At 66.7% G+C, this 13,417-nt stretch carries 15 protein-coding genes; 6 read left to right on the top strand and 9 right to left on the bottom strand.

The features are described 5' to 3' along the window. Position 1: 1 nt before the first annotated feature. The 4 genes from FIV34_RS00735 to FIV34_RS00720 are packed head-to-tail and all read left to right on the top strand — an operon-like array spanning position 2 to position 6,279. Positions 2 to 3,190, top strand: coding sequence for an efflux RND transporter permease subunit (locus FIV34_RS00735; RefSeq protein ID WP_139978695.1), 3,189 nt, complete (start codon positions 2 to 4; stop codon positions 3,188 to 3,190). A 3-nt stretch (positions 3,191 to 3,193) separates the two neighbouring features. Next, a complete protein-coding gene (locus FIV34_RS00730) occupies positions 3,194 to 4,627 on the top strand; it encodes an efflux transporter outer membrane subunit (RefSeq protein WP_139978693.1) in 1,434 nt (477 codons plus the stop codon). After that, positions 4,624 to 5,397 carry an SDR family NAD(P)-dependent oxidoreductase gene (locus FIV34_RS00725; protein WP_139978691.1) on the top strand — a complete coding sequence of 258 codons (774 nt, stop codon included), beginning with the start codon at positions 4,624 to 4,626 and terminating at the stop codon, positions 5,395 to 5,397. Before FIV34_RS00730 ends, FIV34_RS00725 begins: the two co-directional genes overlap by 4 nt. A gap of 39 nt (positions 5,398 to 5,436) precedes the next feature. Next, positions 5,437 to 6,279, top strand: coding sequence for a class I SAM-dependent methyltransferase (locus FIV34_RS00720; protein WP_139978689.1), 843 nt, complete (start codon positions 5,437 to 5,439; stop codon positions 6,277 to 6,279). Here the strand turns inward: FIV34_RS00720 and FIV34_RS00715 are convergent. The 9 genes from FIV34_RS00715 to FIV34_RS00675 all read right to left on the bottom strand — a co-directional run bounded on the left by FIV34_RS00715 (position 6,266) and on the right by FIV34_RS00675 (position 12,068). Further along, the gene (locus tag FIV34_RS00715; protein ID WP_139978687.1) at positions 6,266 to 7,432 is read right to left on the bottom strand and encodes an AI-2E family transporter; all 1,167 of its coding nucleotides are present in this window, start codon (positions 7,430 to 7,432) and stop codon (positions 6,266 to 6,268) included. The genes FIV34_RS00720 and FIV34_RS00715 overlap by 14 nt on opposite strands. Further along, positions 7,429 to 7,746: a hypothetical protein gene (locus FIV34_RS00710; RefSeq protein ID WP_139978685.1), complete on the bottom strand. Its 318-nt coding sequence runs from the start codon at positions 7,744 to 7,746 to the stop codon at positions 7,429 to 7,431. Before FIV34_RS00710 ends, FIV34_RS00715 begins: the two co-directional genes overlap by 4 nt. Before the next feature lie 4 nt (positions 7,747 to 7,750). Then, the gene (locus FIV34_RS00705) at positions 7,751 to 8,236 is read right to left on the bottom strand and encodes an ABC transporter ATP-binding protein (protein WP_139978683.1); all 486 of its coding nucleotides are present in this window, start codon (positions 8,234 to 8,236) and stop codon (positions 7,751 to 7,753) included. 25 nt (positions 8,237 to 8,261) lie between these two features. Continuing rightward, the gene (locus FIV34_RS00700) at positions 8,262 to 8,684 is read right to left on the bottom strand and encodes an ElaB/YgaM/YqjD family protein (protein ID WP_139978680.1); all 423 of its coding nucleotides are present in this window, start codon (positions 8,682 to 8,684) and stop codon (positions 8,262 to 8,264) included. Positions 8,685 to 8,740: 56 nt separating this feature from the next. Further along, positions 8,741 to 8,905 carry a DUF1328 domain-containing protein gene (locus tag FIV34_RS00695; RefSeq protein ID WP_139978678.1) on the bottom strand — a complete coding sequence of 55 codons (165 nt, stop codon included), beginning with the start codon at positions 8,903 to 8,905 and terminating at the stop codon, positions 8,741 to 8,743. 113 nt (positions 8,906 to 9,018) lie between these two features. Then, complete coding sequence (locus FIV34_RS00690; RefSeq protein ID WP_139978676.1) at positions 9,019 to 9,672, bottom strand: YbhB/YbcL family Raf kinase inhibitor-like protein; 654 nt, start codon at positions 9,670 to 9,672, stop codon at positions 9,019 to 9,021. Between the two features lie 51 nt (positions 9,673 to 9,723). Continuing rightward, positions 9,724 to 10,725 (bottom strand): YheT family hydrolase, encoded by a 1,002-nt coding sequence (locus FIV34_RS00685; RefSeq protein ID WP_139978674.1) that lies wholly within the window; start codon positions 10,723 to 10,725, stop codon positions 9,724 to 9,726. Then, the gene (locus FIV34_RS00680; RefSeq protein ID WP_139978672.1) at positions 10,722 to 11,522 is read right to left on the bottom strand and encodes a lysophospholipid acyltransferase family protein; all 801 of its coding nucleotides are present in this window, start codon (positions 11,520 to 11,522) and stop codon (positions 10,722 to 10,724) included. Before FIV34_RS00680 ends, FIV34_RS00685 begins: the two co-directional genes overlap by 4 nt. 36 nt (positions 11,523 to 11,558) lie before the next feature. Next, positions 11,559 to 12,068: an Lrp/AsnC family transcriptional regulator gene (locus FIV34_RS00675; RefSeq protein ID WP_139978670.1), complete on the bottom strand. Its 510-nt coding sequence runs from the start codon at positions 12,066 to 12,068 to the stop codon at positions 11,559 to 11,561. A 139-nt stretch (positions 12,069 to 12,207) separates the two neighbouring features. Between FIV34_RS00675 and phhA the strand changes: the two genes are divergently transcribed. Together phhA and FIV34_RS00665 are read left to right on the top strand one after the other, a co-directional pair. Next, positions 12,208 to 13,095 (top strand): phenylalanine 4-monooxygenase, encoded by an 888-nt coding sequence (phhA, locus tag FIV34_RS00670; RefSeq protein ID WP_139978668.1) that lies wholly within the window; start codon positions 12,208 to 12,210, stop codon positions 13,093 to 13,095. Positions 13,096 to 13,164: 69 nt separating this feature from the next. Beyond that, positions 13,165 to 13,410 (top strand): hypothetical protein, encoded by a 246-nt coding sequence (locus tag FIV34_RS00665; RefSeq protein ID WP_139978666.1) that lies wholly within the window; start codon positions 13,165 to 13,167, stop codon positions 13,408 to 13,410. Positions 13,411 to 13,417: the final 7 nt, after the last annotated feature.

The following is a 13,417-nucleotide window of genomic DNA, read 5'->3' as shown; positions in this document are numbered from 1 at the left end:
CATGAAAATCGCTCAATTCTTCGTCGAACGCCCGATCCTCGCGGGCGTGCTGTCGGTCATCTTCCTCATCGCCGGCACCATCGCGATGTTCAAGCTGCCGATCAGCGAATACCCGGAAGTGGTGCCGCCCACCGTCGTGGTGAAGGCGACCTACCCCGGCGCCAACCCCAAGACCATCGCTGAAACCGTCGCCACGCCGCTGGAAGAACAGATCAACGGCGTGGAAGGCATGCTCTACACCTCGTCGCAGTCCACCAGCGACGGCGCGATGACCCTCACCGTCACCTTCGCCCTGGGCACCGACCTGGACAACGCGCAGGTGCAGGTGCAGAACCGCGTCGCCCAGGCACAGCCGCGCCTGCCGGAAGAAGTGCAGCGCCTCGGCGTCACCACCACCAAGAGCTCGCCCGACCTGACCATGGTCGTGCACATCACCTCGCCCGACAGCCGCTACGACATGCTTTACCTGTCGAACTACGCGCGCACGCACATCAAGGACCAGCTCGCCCGCCTGGACGGCGTCGGCGACGTGCAGCTGTTTGGTGCGGGTGAGTACAGCATGCGCATCTGGATGAACCCCGAGCAGCTGGCGATCCGCAACCTCACCACCGGTGACGTGGTGAACGCGATCCGCGAGCAGAACATCGAGGTGGCCGCCGGTGCGCTCAACGCCCCGCCCGGCCCGAACAGCAATGCGTTCCAGGTGAACATCAACACGCGCGGCCGCCTCATCAACGAGGAAGACTTCGCCAACATCATCGTGCGCAGCGAAGGCAGCTCGGTCACCCACCTGCGTGACGTCGCGCGCGTGGAGCTGGGCTCGAACAACTACGCCCTGCGCAGCCTGCTGAACAATCGCGAAGCGGTGGCCATCCCCATCTTCCAGCGCCCCGGCTCCAACGCCATCGCCATTTCGGACGAAGTGCGCCAGGCCATGGCCGACCTGAAGAAGGACTTCCCGCAGGGCGTCGATTACTCGATCGTCTACGATCCCACGGTGTTCGTGCGTGGCTCGATCGACGCGGTGGTGCACACGCTGTTCGAGGCGATCGTCCTGGTCGTGCTCGTCGTGATCCTGTTCCTGCAGACGTGGCGCGCCTCGATCATCCCGCTGGTCGCCGTGCCGGTCTCGCTGATCGGTACGTTCGCGGTGATGTACCTCGCCGGCTTCTCGCTCAACGCGCTGTCGCTGTTCGGCCTGGTGCTCGCCATCGGTATCGTCGTGGACGATGCGATCGTCGTGGTCGAAAACGTCGAGCGCCACATCGAACACGGGCTGGACCCGAAGATGGCCACGCGCCAGGCGATGACCGAAGTGACCGGCCCGATCGTCGCGACGGCACTGGTCCTTTGCGCGGTGTTCGTGCCGGCGGCCTTCATCAGCGGCCTCACCGGCCAGTTCTATCGCCAGTTCGCCCTCACCATCGCGATGTCGACGGTGATCTCGGCGTTCAACTCGCTCACCCTGAGCCCGGCGCTCGCGGCCATCCTGCTCAAGGGCCGCGATGAACCGAAAGACCGCCTCACCGTGTGGATGGACCGCTACCTTGGCTGGCTGTTCCGTCCGTTCAACCGCACGTTCGAACGCGCGGCGGACGGTTACGTCGGTGGCGTGAAGAAGATCCTTCGCTTCTCGGCCGTGGTGCTGGTGCTGTATGCCGGTCTCGTCGCCCTGGGCGTGCTCGGCTTTGCAAAAACCCCGACCGGCTTCGTGCCGCCGCAGGACAAGCAGTACCTCGTGGCCTTCGCGCAGCTGCCGGATGCCGCCTCGCTCGACCGTACCGAAGCGGTGATCCGCCGCATGGGCGACATCGCCCTGAAGGACCCGGGTGCGGCCAATGCCGTGCAGTTCCCCGGCCTGTCGATCAACGGCTTCACCAACAGCACCAACTCGGGCATCGTCTTCGTTCCGCTGAAGCCCTTCGAGGAGCGCCGTTCGAAGGACCTCTCGGCCGACGCCATCGCCGCCCGCCTGAACGCACAGTTCGCTTCGATCCAGGATGCGTACATCGCGATCTTCCCGCCCCCGCCGGTGAACGGCCTGGGCACGATCGGCGGTTTCCGCATGCAGATCGAAGACCGTGGCGACCTCGGCTTCGAGGAGATGTTCAAGCAGACGCAGAACGTCATCGCGCAGAGCCAGAAGACGCCGGAACTCGCCCACCTGTTCACCAGCTACCAGGTGAGCGTGCCGCAGTTCGATGCCGACATCGACCGCGAGAAGGCCAAGTCGGAAGGCATCGACCTGAGCGACGTGTTCCAGACCATGGCCGCGTACCTCGGCTCGCTCTACGTGAACGACTTCAACCGCTTCGGCCGCACCTACCAGGTGAACGTCTCCGCGGAACCGTCGTTCCGCCACGAACCGACCGACATTGCCAACCTGAAGACGCGCAACGCCGCGGGCGACCTCGTCCCGCTGGGTTCGTTCGTCACCGTGCGCCAGTCGAATGGCCCGGACCGCGTGCAGCACTACAACGGCTACCCCACCGCCGAGATCAACGGTGGCGCGGCCCCGGGTTACAGCACCGGCCAGGCGCAGGAAGCGATGGAGAAGCTGGTCAAGGCCAACCTGCCGAACGGCATGACCTACGAGTGGACCGAGCTCACCTACCAGCAGATCCTCGCCGGCAATACCGCGGTACTGGTGTTCCCGCTGTCGGTGCTGCTGGTGTTCCTGGTGCTGGCTTCGCTGTATGAAAGCCTGAGCCTGCCGCTGGCGGTGATCCTGATCGTGCCGATGGTGCTGCTCTCGGCGATTGCCGGCGTGATCCTCACCGGCGGTGACAACAACATCTTCACCCAGATCGGCCTGATCGTGCTGGTGGGCCTGGCGTGCAAGAACGCGATCCTGATTGTCGAGTTTGCCCGCGAAGCGGAAATCGAAGGCATGAACCGCATCGACGCGGTGCTGGAAGCCGCACGCCTGCGACTGCGCCCGATCCTGATGACCTCGTTCGCCTTCATCATGGGCGTGGTTCCGCTGGTCACGTCGCACGGCGCCGGTGCCGAAATGCGCCACGCCATGGGTGTGACGGTGTTTGCCGGCATGCTTGGCGTCACGTTCTTCGGCCTGATCTTCACCCCGCTCTTCTATGTGCTGATCCGCGCGTGGAACGAACGCTCCGAGGCACGCCGCGCGGCGCGCCGTGAGCGTCGCCTCCTCGCCCATGCGGCTCGTGAGGCCTGATCCATGAAAACTCTCCTTCGTTCCACGGCGCTTTTCGCGGCCCTCGTCCTCGCCGGTTGTGCGAGCGTGGGCCCCGATTACCACGCGCCGAAAGAAGCCCCGGTGACGCTGCAGGGCGTCGATGCCACCCACCAGAACGCCGCGGATTTCCAGGCGCAGTGGTGGAAGCAGTTTGGTGACCCGACGCTGGATGCCCTCATCCAGCGCGCGGCCACCAACGCGCCGGACCTGAAGATCGCCCTCGCCCGCCTCAACCAGGCGCGCGCGGCGCTCGGTACCGCGAAGTCGCAGCAGATTCCGGATATCGAAACCGGTGTGTCGTACACCCGCAGCCGCGAGCAGCAGCCGGGCTTCACCGACCAGCGCGTCACCACCACGGCGTACCAGGCAGGCTTCGACGCCTCCTGGGAGCTGGACCTGTTCGGCGGCGTGCGCCGTTCGGTGGAAGCCGCCCGTGCGGATGCCGCCGCGGGCGAAGCATCCGTGCAGGACGCGCAGGTCACGTTGTTCGCCGAGGTGGCGCGCAACTACTTCGACCTCCGCGGCACCCAGCTGCGCATCGACGTCGCCAAGCGCGACATCGCCAATCAGCAGGATTCGCTGAAGGTAATTGCGGCGCGCGTGGAGGTCGGCACCGGTGCCGAGCAGGACCTGGCCAGCGCGAAGGCGCGCCTGGCCTCGGTCGAAGCGCAGCTGCCGGTGCTGGAAACGCAGGCCTCGGCGGATCAGTTCCGCCTTGCCGTACTGCTTGGCCAGCGCCCCGGTGAGCTCGACATCGACCTCTCCCCGGCCACGTTCAAGCCGATCGACGTCAGCCTCGCCATCGGTGGCGCGGACGAGGTGCTTGCGCGTCGCCCGGACATCCGCATCGCCGAGCGTGAGCTTGCCGCGGCCAATGCCCGCATCGGCGTGGCGAAGGCCGACTGGTTCCCGCACATCTCGCTGGGCGGCTTCATCGGCTTCCTCGCCGGTCGCAGCAATGACTTCGGCGGCGCCGATTCGCGCGCGTTCTCGCTGGCCCCGAGCATCTCCTGGCAGGGCCTGAACGTGCAGCGTGTCGCTTCCGGTGTAAAGGGTGCGAAGGCCCGCGCCGAAGAAGCGCATGCGAACTACGACCGCACGGTGCTCACCGCGCTGGAAGACGTCGACAACTCGCTGGTCGGTTTCAACCAGCAGCGCGAGCGCGTCGAGAAGCTGCTCGTGCAGGCGAAGGAAAGCCGCCGCGCGGCGGATCTTGCCAAGCTGCGCTACGACGCCGGCCGCACCGACTACCTGGAACTGCTGGATGCCGAGCGCACCCAGCTCTCGGCCGAGGACCAGCTGGCCGAGGCGGAAGCCGCCATCAACGTCCGCGCCGTGCAGCTGTACAAGGCGCTGGGCGGTGGCTGGCAGGCCTGTGGCAACACCGCCTGTAGCGAGGTTGCAAAGGTGCCATGAGCACTGCGAAGGTCCATCGCCTGCCCGTGCGGGCGAAGCGCTCCAGCGCCGTCGTGACCGACCCGCCGCTCAGCCAGCGCATTGCGCTGGTGAGCGGCGCCAACCGCGGCATCGGGCTGGAAGTGGCAAAACAGCTGGCGTCGCTGGGCGTCACCGTGTTCATGGGCATGCGCGAGCCGTCAAAGGGCGACAAGGCCCTTAAGGCCGTGCGTGACCTCGGCGGTGACGCATTCGCGCTAAAGCTCGACGTAACGAAGCCGCGGGACATCGAAGCGGCCATCGCGCATATCGAAGGGCGCTTTGGCCGGCTCGACATCCTCGTCAACAACGCGGGTGGTTACTTCGACCACAAGGGCAACTCGGCCGAGGCCGACCTGGACAACATCCGCGGCGCCCTGGAGGTGAACCTCCTCGGCACCTGGTCGCTCACCGCCGCGGTGCTGCCCCTGATGCGCCGGCATGGTTACGGCCGCATCGTGAATGTCTCCAGCGAATGCGCGGCACGCACGATCTGCGCGGAGAAAGCTCCGGCCTATCGCGTCTCCAAGGCGGCACTCAACGCCTATACCCAGGCGGTGGCCAGGGAGGTGCAGGGCAGCGGCATCCTGATCAACGCGGTGTGTCCGGGCTGGACGGCCACCGACCTGGGTGGCGCGGGCGGCCGCCCGGTGGCGGAAAGCGCCGAGGGTATCGTCTGGGCCGCGCTGGTCAGCGAACTCGAAGCCGGTACCGGCGACTTCTACCGCGACCGCGCCCGCATCGCCTGGTAACCCCACAACCGTTTGCGCGGGGCCAGGCACTCACGCGCTATGAGCGTGAATCCCCTCCCCGCGCGCGGGTTGCTTGGCGATACCGCGGCACGTGACTACAGCGAGAAGCTGCGGCGCTTCAATGCGTTCGCCGCACCGGAGTTGCGTGCGGCCATCGCCGGCCTCGGCCTGCGGCCCGGCATGCGTGTGCTCGACGCCGGCTGCGGCACGGGCGAAGCGCTGGCGTGGCTCGCCGCCGAGGTGGGCCGCCATGGCAATGTCGTTGGCGTGGATCTCTCGAGGGCCCACGTGGAAGCCGCACGCGCCCTGGGTGACGCGGTGCAGGCCGACGTCGCCGCGCTGCCCTTTGCGGCAGGCACGTTCGACCTCATCTGGTCGGTCAACGTCGTCAACCATCTTCGCGCGCCACGCGATGGCGTGCGCGCACTCGCCTCGCTGCTTCGCGACGGCGGACGCCTCGCCCTCGGGCAAAGCTCGTTCCTCCCCGACATGGTGTTTGCCTGGGATGCGCGGCTGGAGCGCGTCGTGAATGAAGCGGTGCGCGCGTACTACCGCGACAAGTACGCCGTGGACGAACGCGGGCTCGCCGCCGTGCGGGCGACGGTAGGGTTGCTTCGCGAGGAAGGCCTGCACGACGTGCGCGCGCAGACGTTTTCCATCGACCGCATTTCGCCCGTGAACCCAGACGACGAGCGCTACATCGCCGGAACGCTGTTCCGCGATTCATGGGGCAGCCGGCTGGCAACGTACATGGACGCCGACGACTACGACGCGATGATGCGGCTATGCGATCCCGTGAATGCGGCGTTCGCACTCAGGCGTCCGGACTTCCATTTCCTGCAGACCTTCACCCTCACCACCGGCACGCTCAGCGCGAAATGATGTGGGCGAACCATTGCCAGCCGCGGAGCTTGGCGGTGACGAGCTTGACGCAGGTGAGCATCGGCACGGCGAGGATCGCGCCGGGAATACCCCAGATCCAGCCCCAGATCAGCAGCCACAGCAGGATCGCCACCGGCGACAGCCGCGAGCGGCGGCCCTGCAGCATCGGCGTGATCATGTTGCCTTCCACCGCCGTGATGCCGGCAAACGTCGCCGCCGGCAGCAGGGCCGGGCCGAGTTCCTGGAAGTGCAGCGCACCGACCACGGCCAGCACGGTGGTCGTCGTGATGGCGCCGACATAGGGGATAAAGTTCGCCACCGTGGCGAAGCAGCCCCACAGCAGCGGGTCCGGCACGCCGTACAGGTACAGCATGGCGGAGGTGACCAGGCCGAGCGTGACGTTGATCGCCGCGGTCAGCAGCAGGTAGCTGGATACCTCCACCTGGATGCTGCGCACGATGCTTACCGTGTGTCGCTTGTAGGCAAAGGTGGGGGATATCTCCACCGCGCGGCGCAGGATCTCGTCGCCATACACAAGGAAGAAGAACACCAGGAGGGCCACGGTCAGCACGCTGGCCAGGATCTTCGGTGCCGTGGAAACGATGTCCCACGCATTGAAGGCAAAGCTGCTCGGCTGCTGGTTGTTGCGCGTCACCGCGCCGCCGACGAGCGTCTGCGTGGCGCGGCTGGCGGCCTCGATCTGCTGGGTCATCGGCTTGATCTTCGGCGCGAAGGCACGCATCGCGTCGGGCGCCTCGTGGAACCAGTTCAACGCCGGCGTGGAAAGCGTCGTCACCGCCGTGACCATGCCCGTGCCGAGCAGGCCCATGACCACCACCGCCGCGAACCAGCGCGGAATACGCCAGCGTGCCGCGGCCGCCACGATCGGGTTCAGCGCCAGGCCGATGAAGCCCGCCAGCACCAAAGGCACCAGCAGGGATTTGGTGATGGCGATGGTGTACAGCAGCGCCAGCAGGATCAGGCCGGTGAGGCCAATGCGAATCGCGCGAAGGTGGCGCGACACGCGGCGCGCGGTGCGCCCGTTGCTGGTCTTGCGCCGGGCGGACGCGGCCACGCTCAGCGTCGAGACCGGGACGCCTGGTGCATTGATGGGGACAGGCGCAGGAAGAGGGTTGGGGGGTGGCTGGTTCACGCGGCCTCGTCGGCGGCATCCGCCGCATCACCGGCCATCTCGCCCAGGAAACTCCCCGCGGCGATCGAGATGATCTTGCCGACGATGTCCGCGGTACCTCCCGCGACGAGGTTGCTCACGCCCGGCACGCCGAGCGGGTTGATCTTGACGCTGCTCAGCAGGAAGCCCGAGCCCGCCGCGAGGCCAAGCACCGTCAGCGGGTGTTCGTAGCCGCGAGCGATCAGCGCCGCCGCCGGTTCGACGGTTTCAACACGTGCCGCGACGACGCGCGCACGCGCCTCGGTCACTTTCGCCATGCTGCTGAAGATACCCATCGTCTCAACCCTTCTCGCGGAGTTCGCTTTCGGCCTTGCCCTGCGCCGCCGCCTGCTTCGCCAGGGTGGCGAGTTCGGCGCGGGTGGCCGGCAGGGTAAGCCAGTGCATGCCGCGGCGGAAGACCAGGATGGACAGCACCAGCAGGATCATCTGGATACCGGCGAGGGCCGCGAGCGCCCAGGCCCACGAACCAAACCACTGGGCCAGGCCCCAGCCGGCCAGCGCCAGCAAGGTGAAGCCAAGCGCCACCGCAAACGTAATGGCCGCCAGGCCCATGAACAGCATCATGACGATGCCACTGCGGGCCAGGCCGATCTCCGCGGCGGCCAGGGCCAACTGCGCGGAGAACAGGTGCTTCAGCCCACGGCCAAGGCGGCGCAGGTCGTCGACCCAAGCCGGCATCGCGAACGACGCGCCACCGGCCGGCGCCGCATCACCCGGCGCCGGTGTCTCCGTCGGGTCCGGCCCTGAGGGTCCGTTATCCAGCATGCATCATCCCCCGGGGCACGCCCACTCAGTTACGCAGGATGCGACCGGCGAGCCAGCCGGCCGCGACGGCCATCGCGATCGACTGTACCGGCTTTTCGCGCACGTACTCGCGGGCGACGTCCAGCCAGTCGTTGGCCTTGTCGACGGCATCGTCGTAGGCCTCCTTGCTGCGCAGTTTGGCTTCTTCGGCCTTCTCGGCGGCGCGGGTGGCGCCGTGGGCGGCACGGTCGGTCGCATTGTGCAGGCCGCTTTCCACGCGATCGGCAGCGCGGTCCACCGCATCCTTCGTGCGGTCGGCGGCGCGATCAACGGCGTCCCGGGTGCGGTCCACCGCGTCGGTCGTCGCCTGCTTCACCCGCTCGGCGCGCTCTTCGATGCGCGCGGCGGCTGCCACGGTGTTGGCCGCGGCAGTGGCGGCGTTAGCGACGTGGTCCTCGGGCTTGTTCATGGTGATCTCCGTTCGCAAAGGCTGGGATAAAAAGGGTCAGGCAGTGGCGCGGCGGGCTAGACGCGAGGGCCGCGACCGCGGAAGAACGAGATGATGGCCAGGATCAGGAAGATGATGAAAAGGATCTTCGCGATGCCTGCGGCCGTACCCGCGATGCCGCCGAAGCCAAAGATGGCCGCGATGATGGCGATGACAAGAAATACGAGGGCGTAGTGCAGCATGGTGGGTCCTCCCTTGGGGTGCGCGTGCCATTTAGGCCCGCGCCCCGCGCATGCTGCGTGAAACGCTGCCCCGTTACTTGTCGATTCGTTCAGCGATCGCGTTCACCTGATCGTCACGCGTGGAACTTGGGGTTCAGCGAATAGGTGCCGGTGATCACGGCCTCATCCACCACGTGGCCCTTGATGACGTCGCGCAGCTCGGCCAGCGAGAAGCCGTTCTCGAGCGCCACCGTGTCAACGTCCAGTGCATACACGTGGAAGTGGTAGTGGTGCACGATGGAGTCGTTCCACGGCGGGCACGGGCCGTCGTAGCCGTGGTAATGGCCTTCCATGTCCGCGTCGCCCTTGAACCACTCGGTGTAGCTGTTCAGGCCCTGCACCGAGCCCGGGGGGCCGACCAGGTCATCCTTGATCTTGCCGTTGCCCTTGCCACGCGCAACGATGCCTTCGCCACATGCGCCTTCGGCCAGCTCACGGCATTCCACCGGGATATTGGCCATCAGCCAGTGGACGAACTCCACGCGTGGCAGGTTCCGCGGCACGTCGCGACCCTCCACGTTGACGTCGTCGGCCTTTGACGGCACGTCGGTGTCGATCACCGCGATGGCAAAGGACTTCGCCTTGTCGGACACCTCGGTCCAGGCCAGGTGCGGGGTGGCGTTGCCCGCCGGACGGATCGGCGGCGTCTCGCCCTTGGCCGGGCCCATGAAGGCGTTCTTTTCCGGAACCGGCTTGCCGTTTTCGATGCTGTCGCTTTTCAGTCGCATGGAGGTCTCCTGGGTGATGCCCAGCGTGGCACCGCCCATGCGAAGGCGAAGTCAGCGGGCGATGGCGTTGAACCGGGCGGCGATGTAATCGTCGGTGAAGCTGGTCATGCCGTAGTCGCGGATGAAACCGCAATGGCCGCCGTACGAGGCGATGTCCAGCTCGACGTTCGGGGGCAGCTCGAGCTGGTCGAAGGCACCCACGGGAATCACCGGGTCGTCGCGCGAGGTGAGGATGGTGGCCGGGATGTGCAGCGCTTTCAGGCGGTCGCCGGCCACCGAGTACCCGTCGAGGTAACTCTCCAGCGAGCCGAAGTCGGTATGCCGCAGCACCAGCGAGCGCGTGAGGTCGCGCATGTTCTGGTTGAGCTCATCCAGCTCGAAATACGTGGCCTGCGGGAAGGCTTCCTGCTTCAGGCGCAGCGAGCGGCGCCACTTGCGCATGAAGTACGCCTGGTAGAACCACGGCGCGTTGCTCTCCAGCGAGAACAGCCCTTCCGCCGGGTCGATGATCGGGCACACCGCCAGCACGTAATCCAGCGGCGTGGCCTGGTTGGACGCCAGCATGGCGGCGCGCAGCGCGAAGTTGCCGCCCAGCGAGAAGCCCGCGACGCAAACCGCTTTTGCCGGGAACATCCGGCAGATTTCGCCCAGCGCCACGACCACTTCGTCGATGCGGCAGGAATGGAACAGCGCCTCGTTCAGGCCGTGGCTGTCGCCGTGGTCGCGGAAGTTCAGGCGGAACACATCCCAGCCGTCTTCGAGCAGGCGGCTGCCGGTCTGCAGCACGTACGTCGAATCCACGCTGCCTTCCCAGCCGTGGAACAGGATGGCCAGGCCGCGTGATTCGGCACCGGTTTCCTGTGCCGTGTAGCGCCCGCTCAGGCGGTCGCCATGGCCCACGTCCACCAGCACTTCGCGCGCGTTGACCTGCACCTTGTGGGCACGTCGCGGCAGCAGCTGGCGGCGGATGCCGCTGGACGAGAGCATGGTCTGGATATGGCCACTGCGCAGTGGCCACGGTGGGTGGAAGTCGGCGCCGCGTGGCAGGCTCATGCCGGCGTATCGGTATCCAGCGCCAGCGCGATGCGCTCGCGGGCCGTATCGGCCATGCGCCGGCGGCCGTCGGCCGAGATGGCCACGGGCTCGAGGAAATGCACTTCGACGTCGAGCGGGGGGCCGCCGAGCAGGCGCAGGATATTGCCGACGAAGCTTTCGTTTTCGCGGAAGCCGGCGTCGATCACCCGGCGGCCGTCGCGGGCAAAGCGCAGCGATACCGGCTGCACCGGCACCTCCGCATCAAGCGCCGCCTGGAAGATCCGCGCATGGAACACGCGCAGCACGCCGTTATGGCCGGTGCCGCCTTCCGGGAACACGGCCACCGAACGGCCGGCACGCAGGCGCTCGACCATCACCGCCATGACCGAGGCCAGGGAATGGTTGTTGCCGCGGCGATGGAAGATGGTGCCGCCACGGGCCGCCATCCAGCCGACCACGGGCCAGCGGGCGATCTCGGCCTTGGCAACGAAGCAGGCGGCGCGCTGGGAATGGACCATGACGATGTCCAGCCACGAGGTGTGGTTGGCCACGAACAGCACCGGGTCGCCCAGCGGCGTGCCCTGGCGCTTCACGCGGAAGCCGAACACCTTCAGCAGCAGGTTCGACCACAGGCGGATGGCGCGGTGGGCGAACGGCTCGCGGCCGTTCTTCATGAACCCGCCGGACCAGCTCAGGATCAGCGCACAGATAAGGACGCCAAAGACGATATGCGCAAGCAGCAGCGGCACGCGCCACACGTAGCGCAGCGGGCGCACGCGGTCGCGTGGGGCGGGATTGGCGGTGGCGGCTTCCATGGAGCGCACAAGATTAACGACGCGGCGGGCCCGCCGCTAGAGTGAACTTAATTTCTTCTTAAGATGCGCGGGTTTGTCGTTGCCCAACGGCAAGGCGGTCGAGGCTTTCACCGTGCGCAGGACGAAGCTGGTGTTGACGTCCGCCACGCCGGCCGCGTTGAGCAGGCGGTCGAGCAGGAACTGCGAGAAGCCGTCGAGGTCGGCCACGTACACCTGGAGCAGGTAGTCCATGTCACCGGTCAGGGCGTGGCAGGCCACCACCTCGTCCCAGTCGTGCACCGTCGCCGAGAAGGCCGCCACGGCCTCGCTCTCGTGCCGGGACAGCTGCACGCGGACGAAGGCCTGCAGCCCGAGGCCGATGGCCCGCGGTTCCAGCCGGGCGCCGTAACCGGCGATGACGCCATCGGCCTCCAGCTTCTGCACCCGGCGCAGGCAAGCGGAGGGCGAGAGGTTGACCTCCGTGGCCAGGTCCGCGTTGCTGATGCGGCCGTTGGCCTGCAGCGTGGCCAGGATGCGCAGATCGGTGCGGTCAAGGGTGCCTTGCATGATTGTTTCGCCGTGAGCCTTATATGAGCAAGATCATTGCACAAATACCCCTCATACGCGCAACAACACAAGCCTCTTGCGCGCCTTCCGGACTATGCTGTTGTCCTGACCCACCGCACCCAAGCCCAGGAGGCCCGCCATGGACACCCCCCGCCGCGTCGAACACCAGCAGACCGACCGCGGATACGTGCCCGTCTACGCGACCGGCACCGTGGAGCAGCCGTGGGCCAACTATTCGCCGACCGACCACGAGGTGTGGAACACCCTGTACCGGCGCCAGCGCGAGCTGCTGCCCGCCTACGCCTGCAAGGAATTCCTCGAGGGCGTCGAGCGCTTCGGTTTTGGTGAAGGCGGCATCCCGCGCTTTGCGGATCTGAACGCCGTGCTCGGCGAAGCTACCGGCTGGGAGATCGTCGCCGTCGAAGGCCTGCTGCCGGACGAGGTGTTCTTCGACCACCTGGCCAACCGCCGTTTCCCGGTGAGCTGGTGGATCCGCCGCCCGGACCAGCTGGACTACCTCTCCGAGCCGGACCTGTTCCACGACCTGTTCGGCCACGTGCCCCTGCTGCTCAACCCGGTGTTCGCCGATTACATGCAGGCCTACGGCAAGGGCGGCATGAAAGCCCATGCCATCGGCCCCGAGGCGCTGATGAACCTCACCCGCCTGTACTGGTACACGGTGGAATTCGGCCTGATCAACACGCCCGAGGGCCTGCGCATCTACGGTGCCGGCATCGTCAGCTCCAAGGGCGAGTCCGTGTATTCCATTGATTCGCCGGCACCCAATCGCATCGGCTTCGGCCTGGAGCGGGTGATGAATACGAAGTACCGGATCGATACCTACCAGCAGACCTACTTCGTGATCGACAGCTTCGACCAGCTGTTCGACGCCACGCGCCCGGACTTCACGCCGATCTATGCGTCGCTGGCCGACGGCACGGCAGTGGCGGCGGCCGAGGTGCTGGACACGGACAAGGTGTTCCAGCGCGGCACCCGCGAGGGGTTCTCTTCGGGTTCAGACAACTGAAACTCAACGATGCCCTAACGATCGCCCCTTTAGGATGTAGCCATACAGGTCACACAGGGCAGGTGCAGCGTGGTTGTCTTCGATATTCCGTTTGAGTCAGTTGGCCCCGGGCTTTGGTTGCTGCAGAAGAATGAAGCCGAGTACGGCGAATTCTGCTCGCGCGACGACGCGCTGGAATGTGCACTCAATGAGGCCCGCCGGATCGAGGCGAGCCGTGCCGGTTCGGATATCTGCCTGAATATCGAAGGGAACGACGGTGTCTGGCGCGCTTTCGACACCTCGATCCGCCCTTACGCGGGACGGATGCGCGCTTAATTCCCTG

It is taken from the genome of Luteibacter pinisoli (genome assembly GCF_006385595.1).
Classification (GTDB): domain Bacteria; phylum Pseudomonadota; class Gammaproteobacteria; order Xanthomonadales; family Rhodanobacteraceae; genus Luteibacter; species Luteibacter pinisoli.
This window is presented reverse-complemented; position numbering and strand designations above follow the sequence as displayed.

Bases quoted from the DNA above. Each gene is read 5' to 3' on its own strand.
- FIV34_RS00705 (WP_139978683.1), bottom strand. From the start codon at position 8,236: ATGCTGGATAACGGACCCTCAGGGCCGGACCCGACGGAGACACCGGCG.
- FIV34_RS00690 (WP_139978676.1), bottom strand. From the start codon at position 9,672: ATGCGACTGAAAAGCGACAGCATCGAAAACGGCAAGCCGGTTCCGGAA.
- FIV34_RS00685 (WP_139978674.1), bottom strand. From the start codon at position 10,725: ATGAGCCTGCCACGCGGCGCCGACTTCCACCCACCGTGGCCACTGCGC.
- FIV34_RS00730 (WP_139978693.1), top strand. From the start codon at position 3,194: ATGAAAACTCTCCTTCGTTCCACGGCGCTTTTCGCGGCCCTCGTCCTC.
- FIV34_RS00735 (WP_139978695.1), top strand. From the start codon at position 2: ATGAAAATCGCTCAATTCTTCGTCGAACGCCCGATCCTCGCGGGCGTG.
- FIV34_RS00710 (WP_139978685.1), bottom strand. From the start codon at position 7,746: ATGGGTATCTTCAGCAGCATGGCGAAAGTGACCGAGGCGCGTGCGCGC.
- phhA (WP_139978668.1), top strand. From the start codon at position 12,208: ATGGACACCCCCCGCCGCGTCGAACACCAGCAGACCGACCGCGGATAC.
- FIV34_RS00720 (WP_139978689.1), top strand. From the start codon at position 5,437: ATGAGCGTGAATCCCCTCCCCGCGCGCGGGTTGCTTGGCGATACCGCG.
- FIV34_RS00680 (WP_139978672.1), bottom strand. From the start codon at position 11,522: ATGGAAGCCGCCACCGCCAATCCCGCCCCACGCGACCGCGTGCGCCCG.
- FIV34_RS00700 (WP_139978680.1), bottom strand. From the start codon at position 8,684: ATGAACAAGCCCGAGGACCACGTCGCTAACGCCGCCACTGCCGCGGCC.
- FIV34_RS00695 (WP_139978678.1), bottom strand. From the start codon at position 8,905: ATGCTGCACTACGCCCTCGTATTTCTTGTCATCGCCATCATCGCGGCC.
- FIV34_RS00675 (WP_139978670.1), bottom strand. From the start codon at position 12,068: ATGCAAGGCACCCTTGACCGCACCGATCTGCGCATCCTGGCCACGCTG.
- FIV34_RS00725 (WP_139978691.1), top strand. From the start codon at position 4,624: ATGAGCACTGCGAAGGTCCATCGCCTGCCCGTGCGGGCGAAGCGCTCC.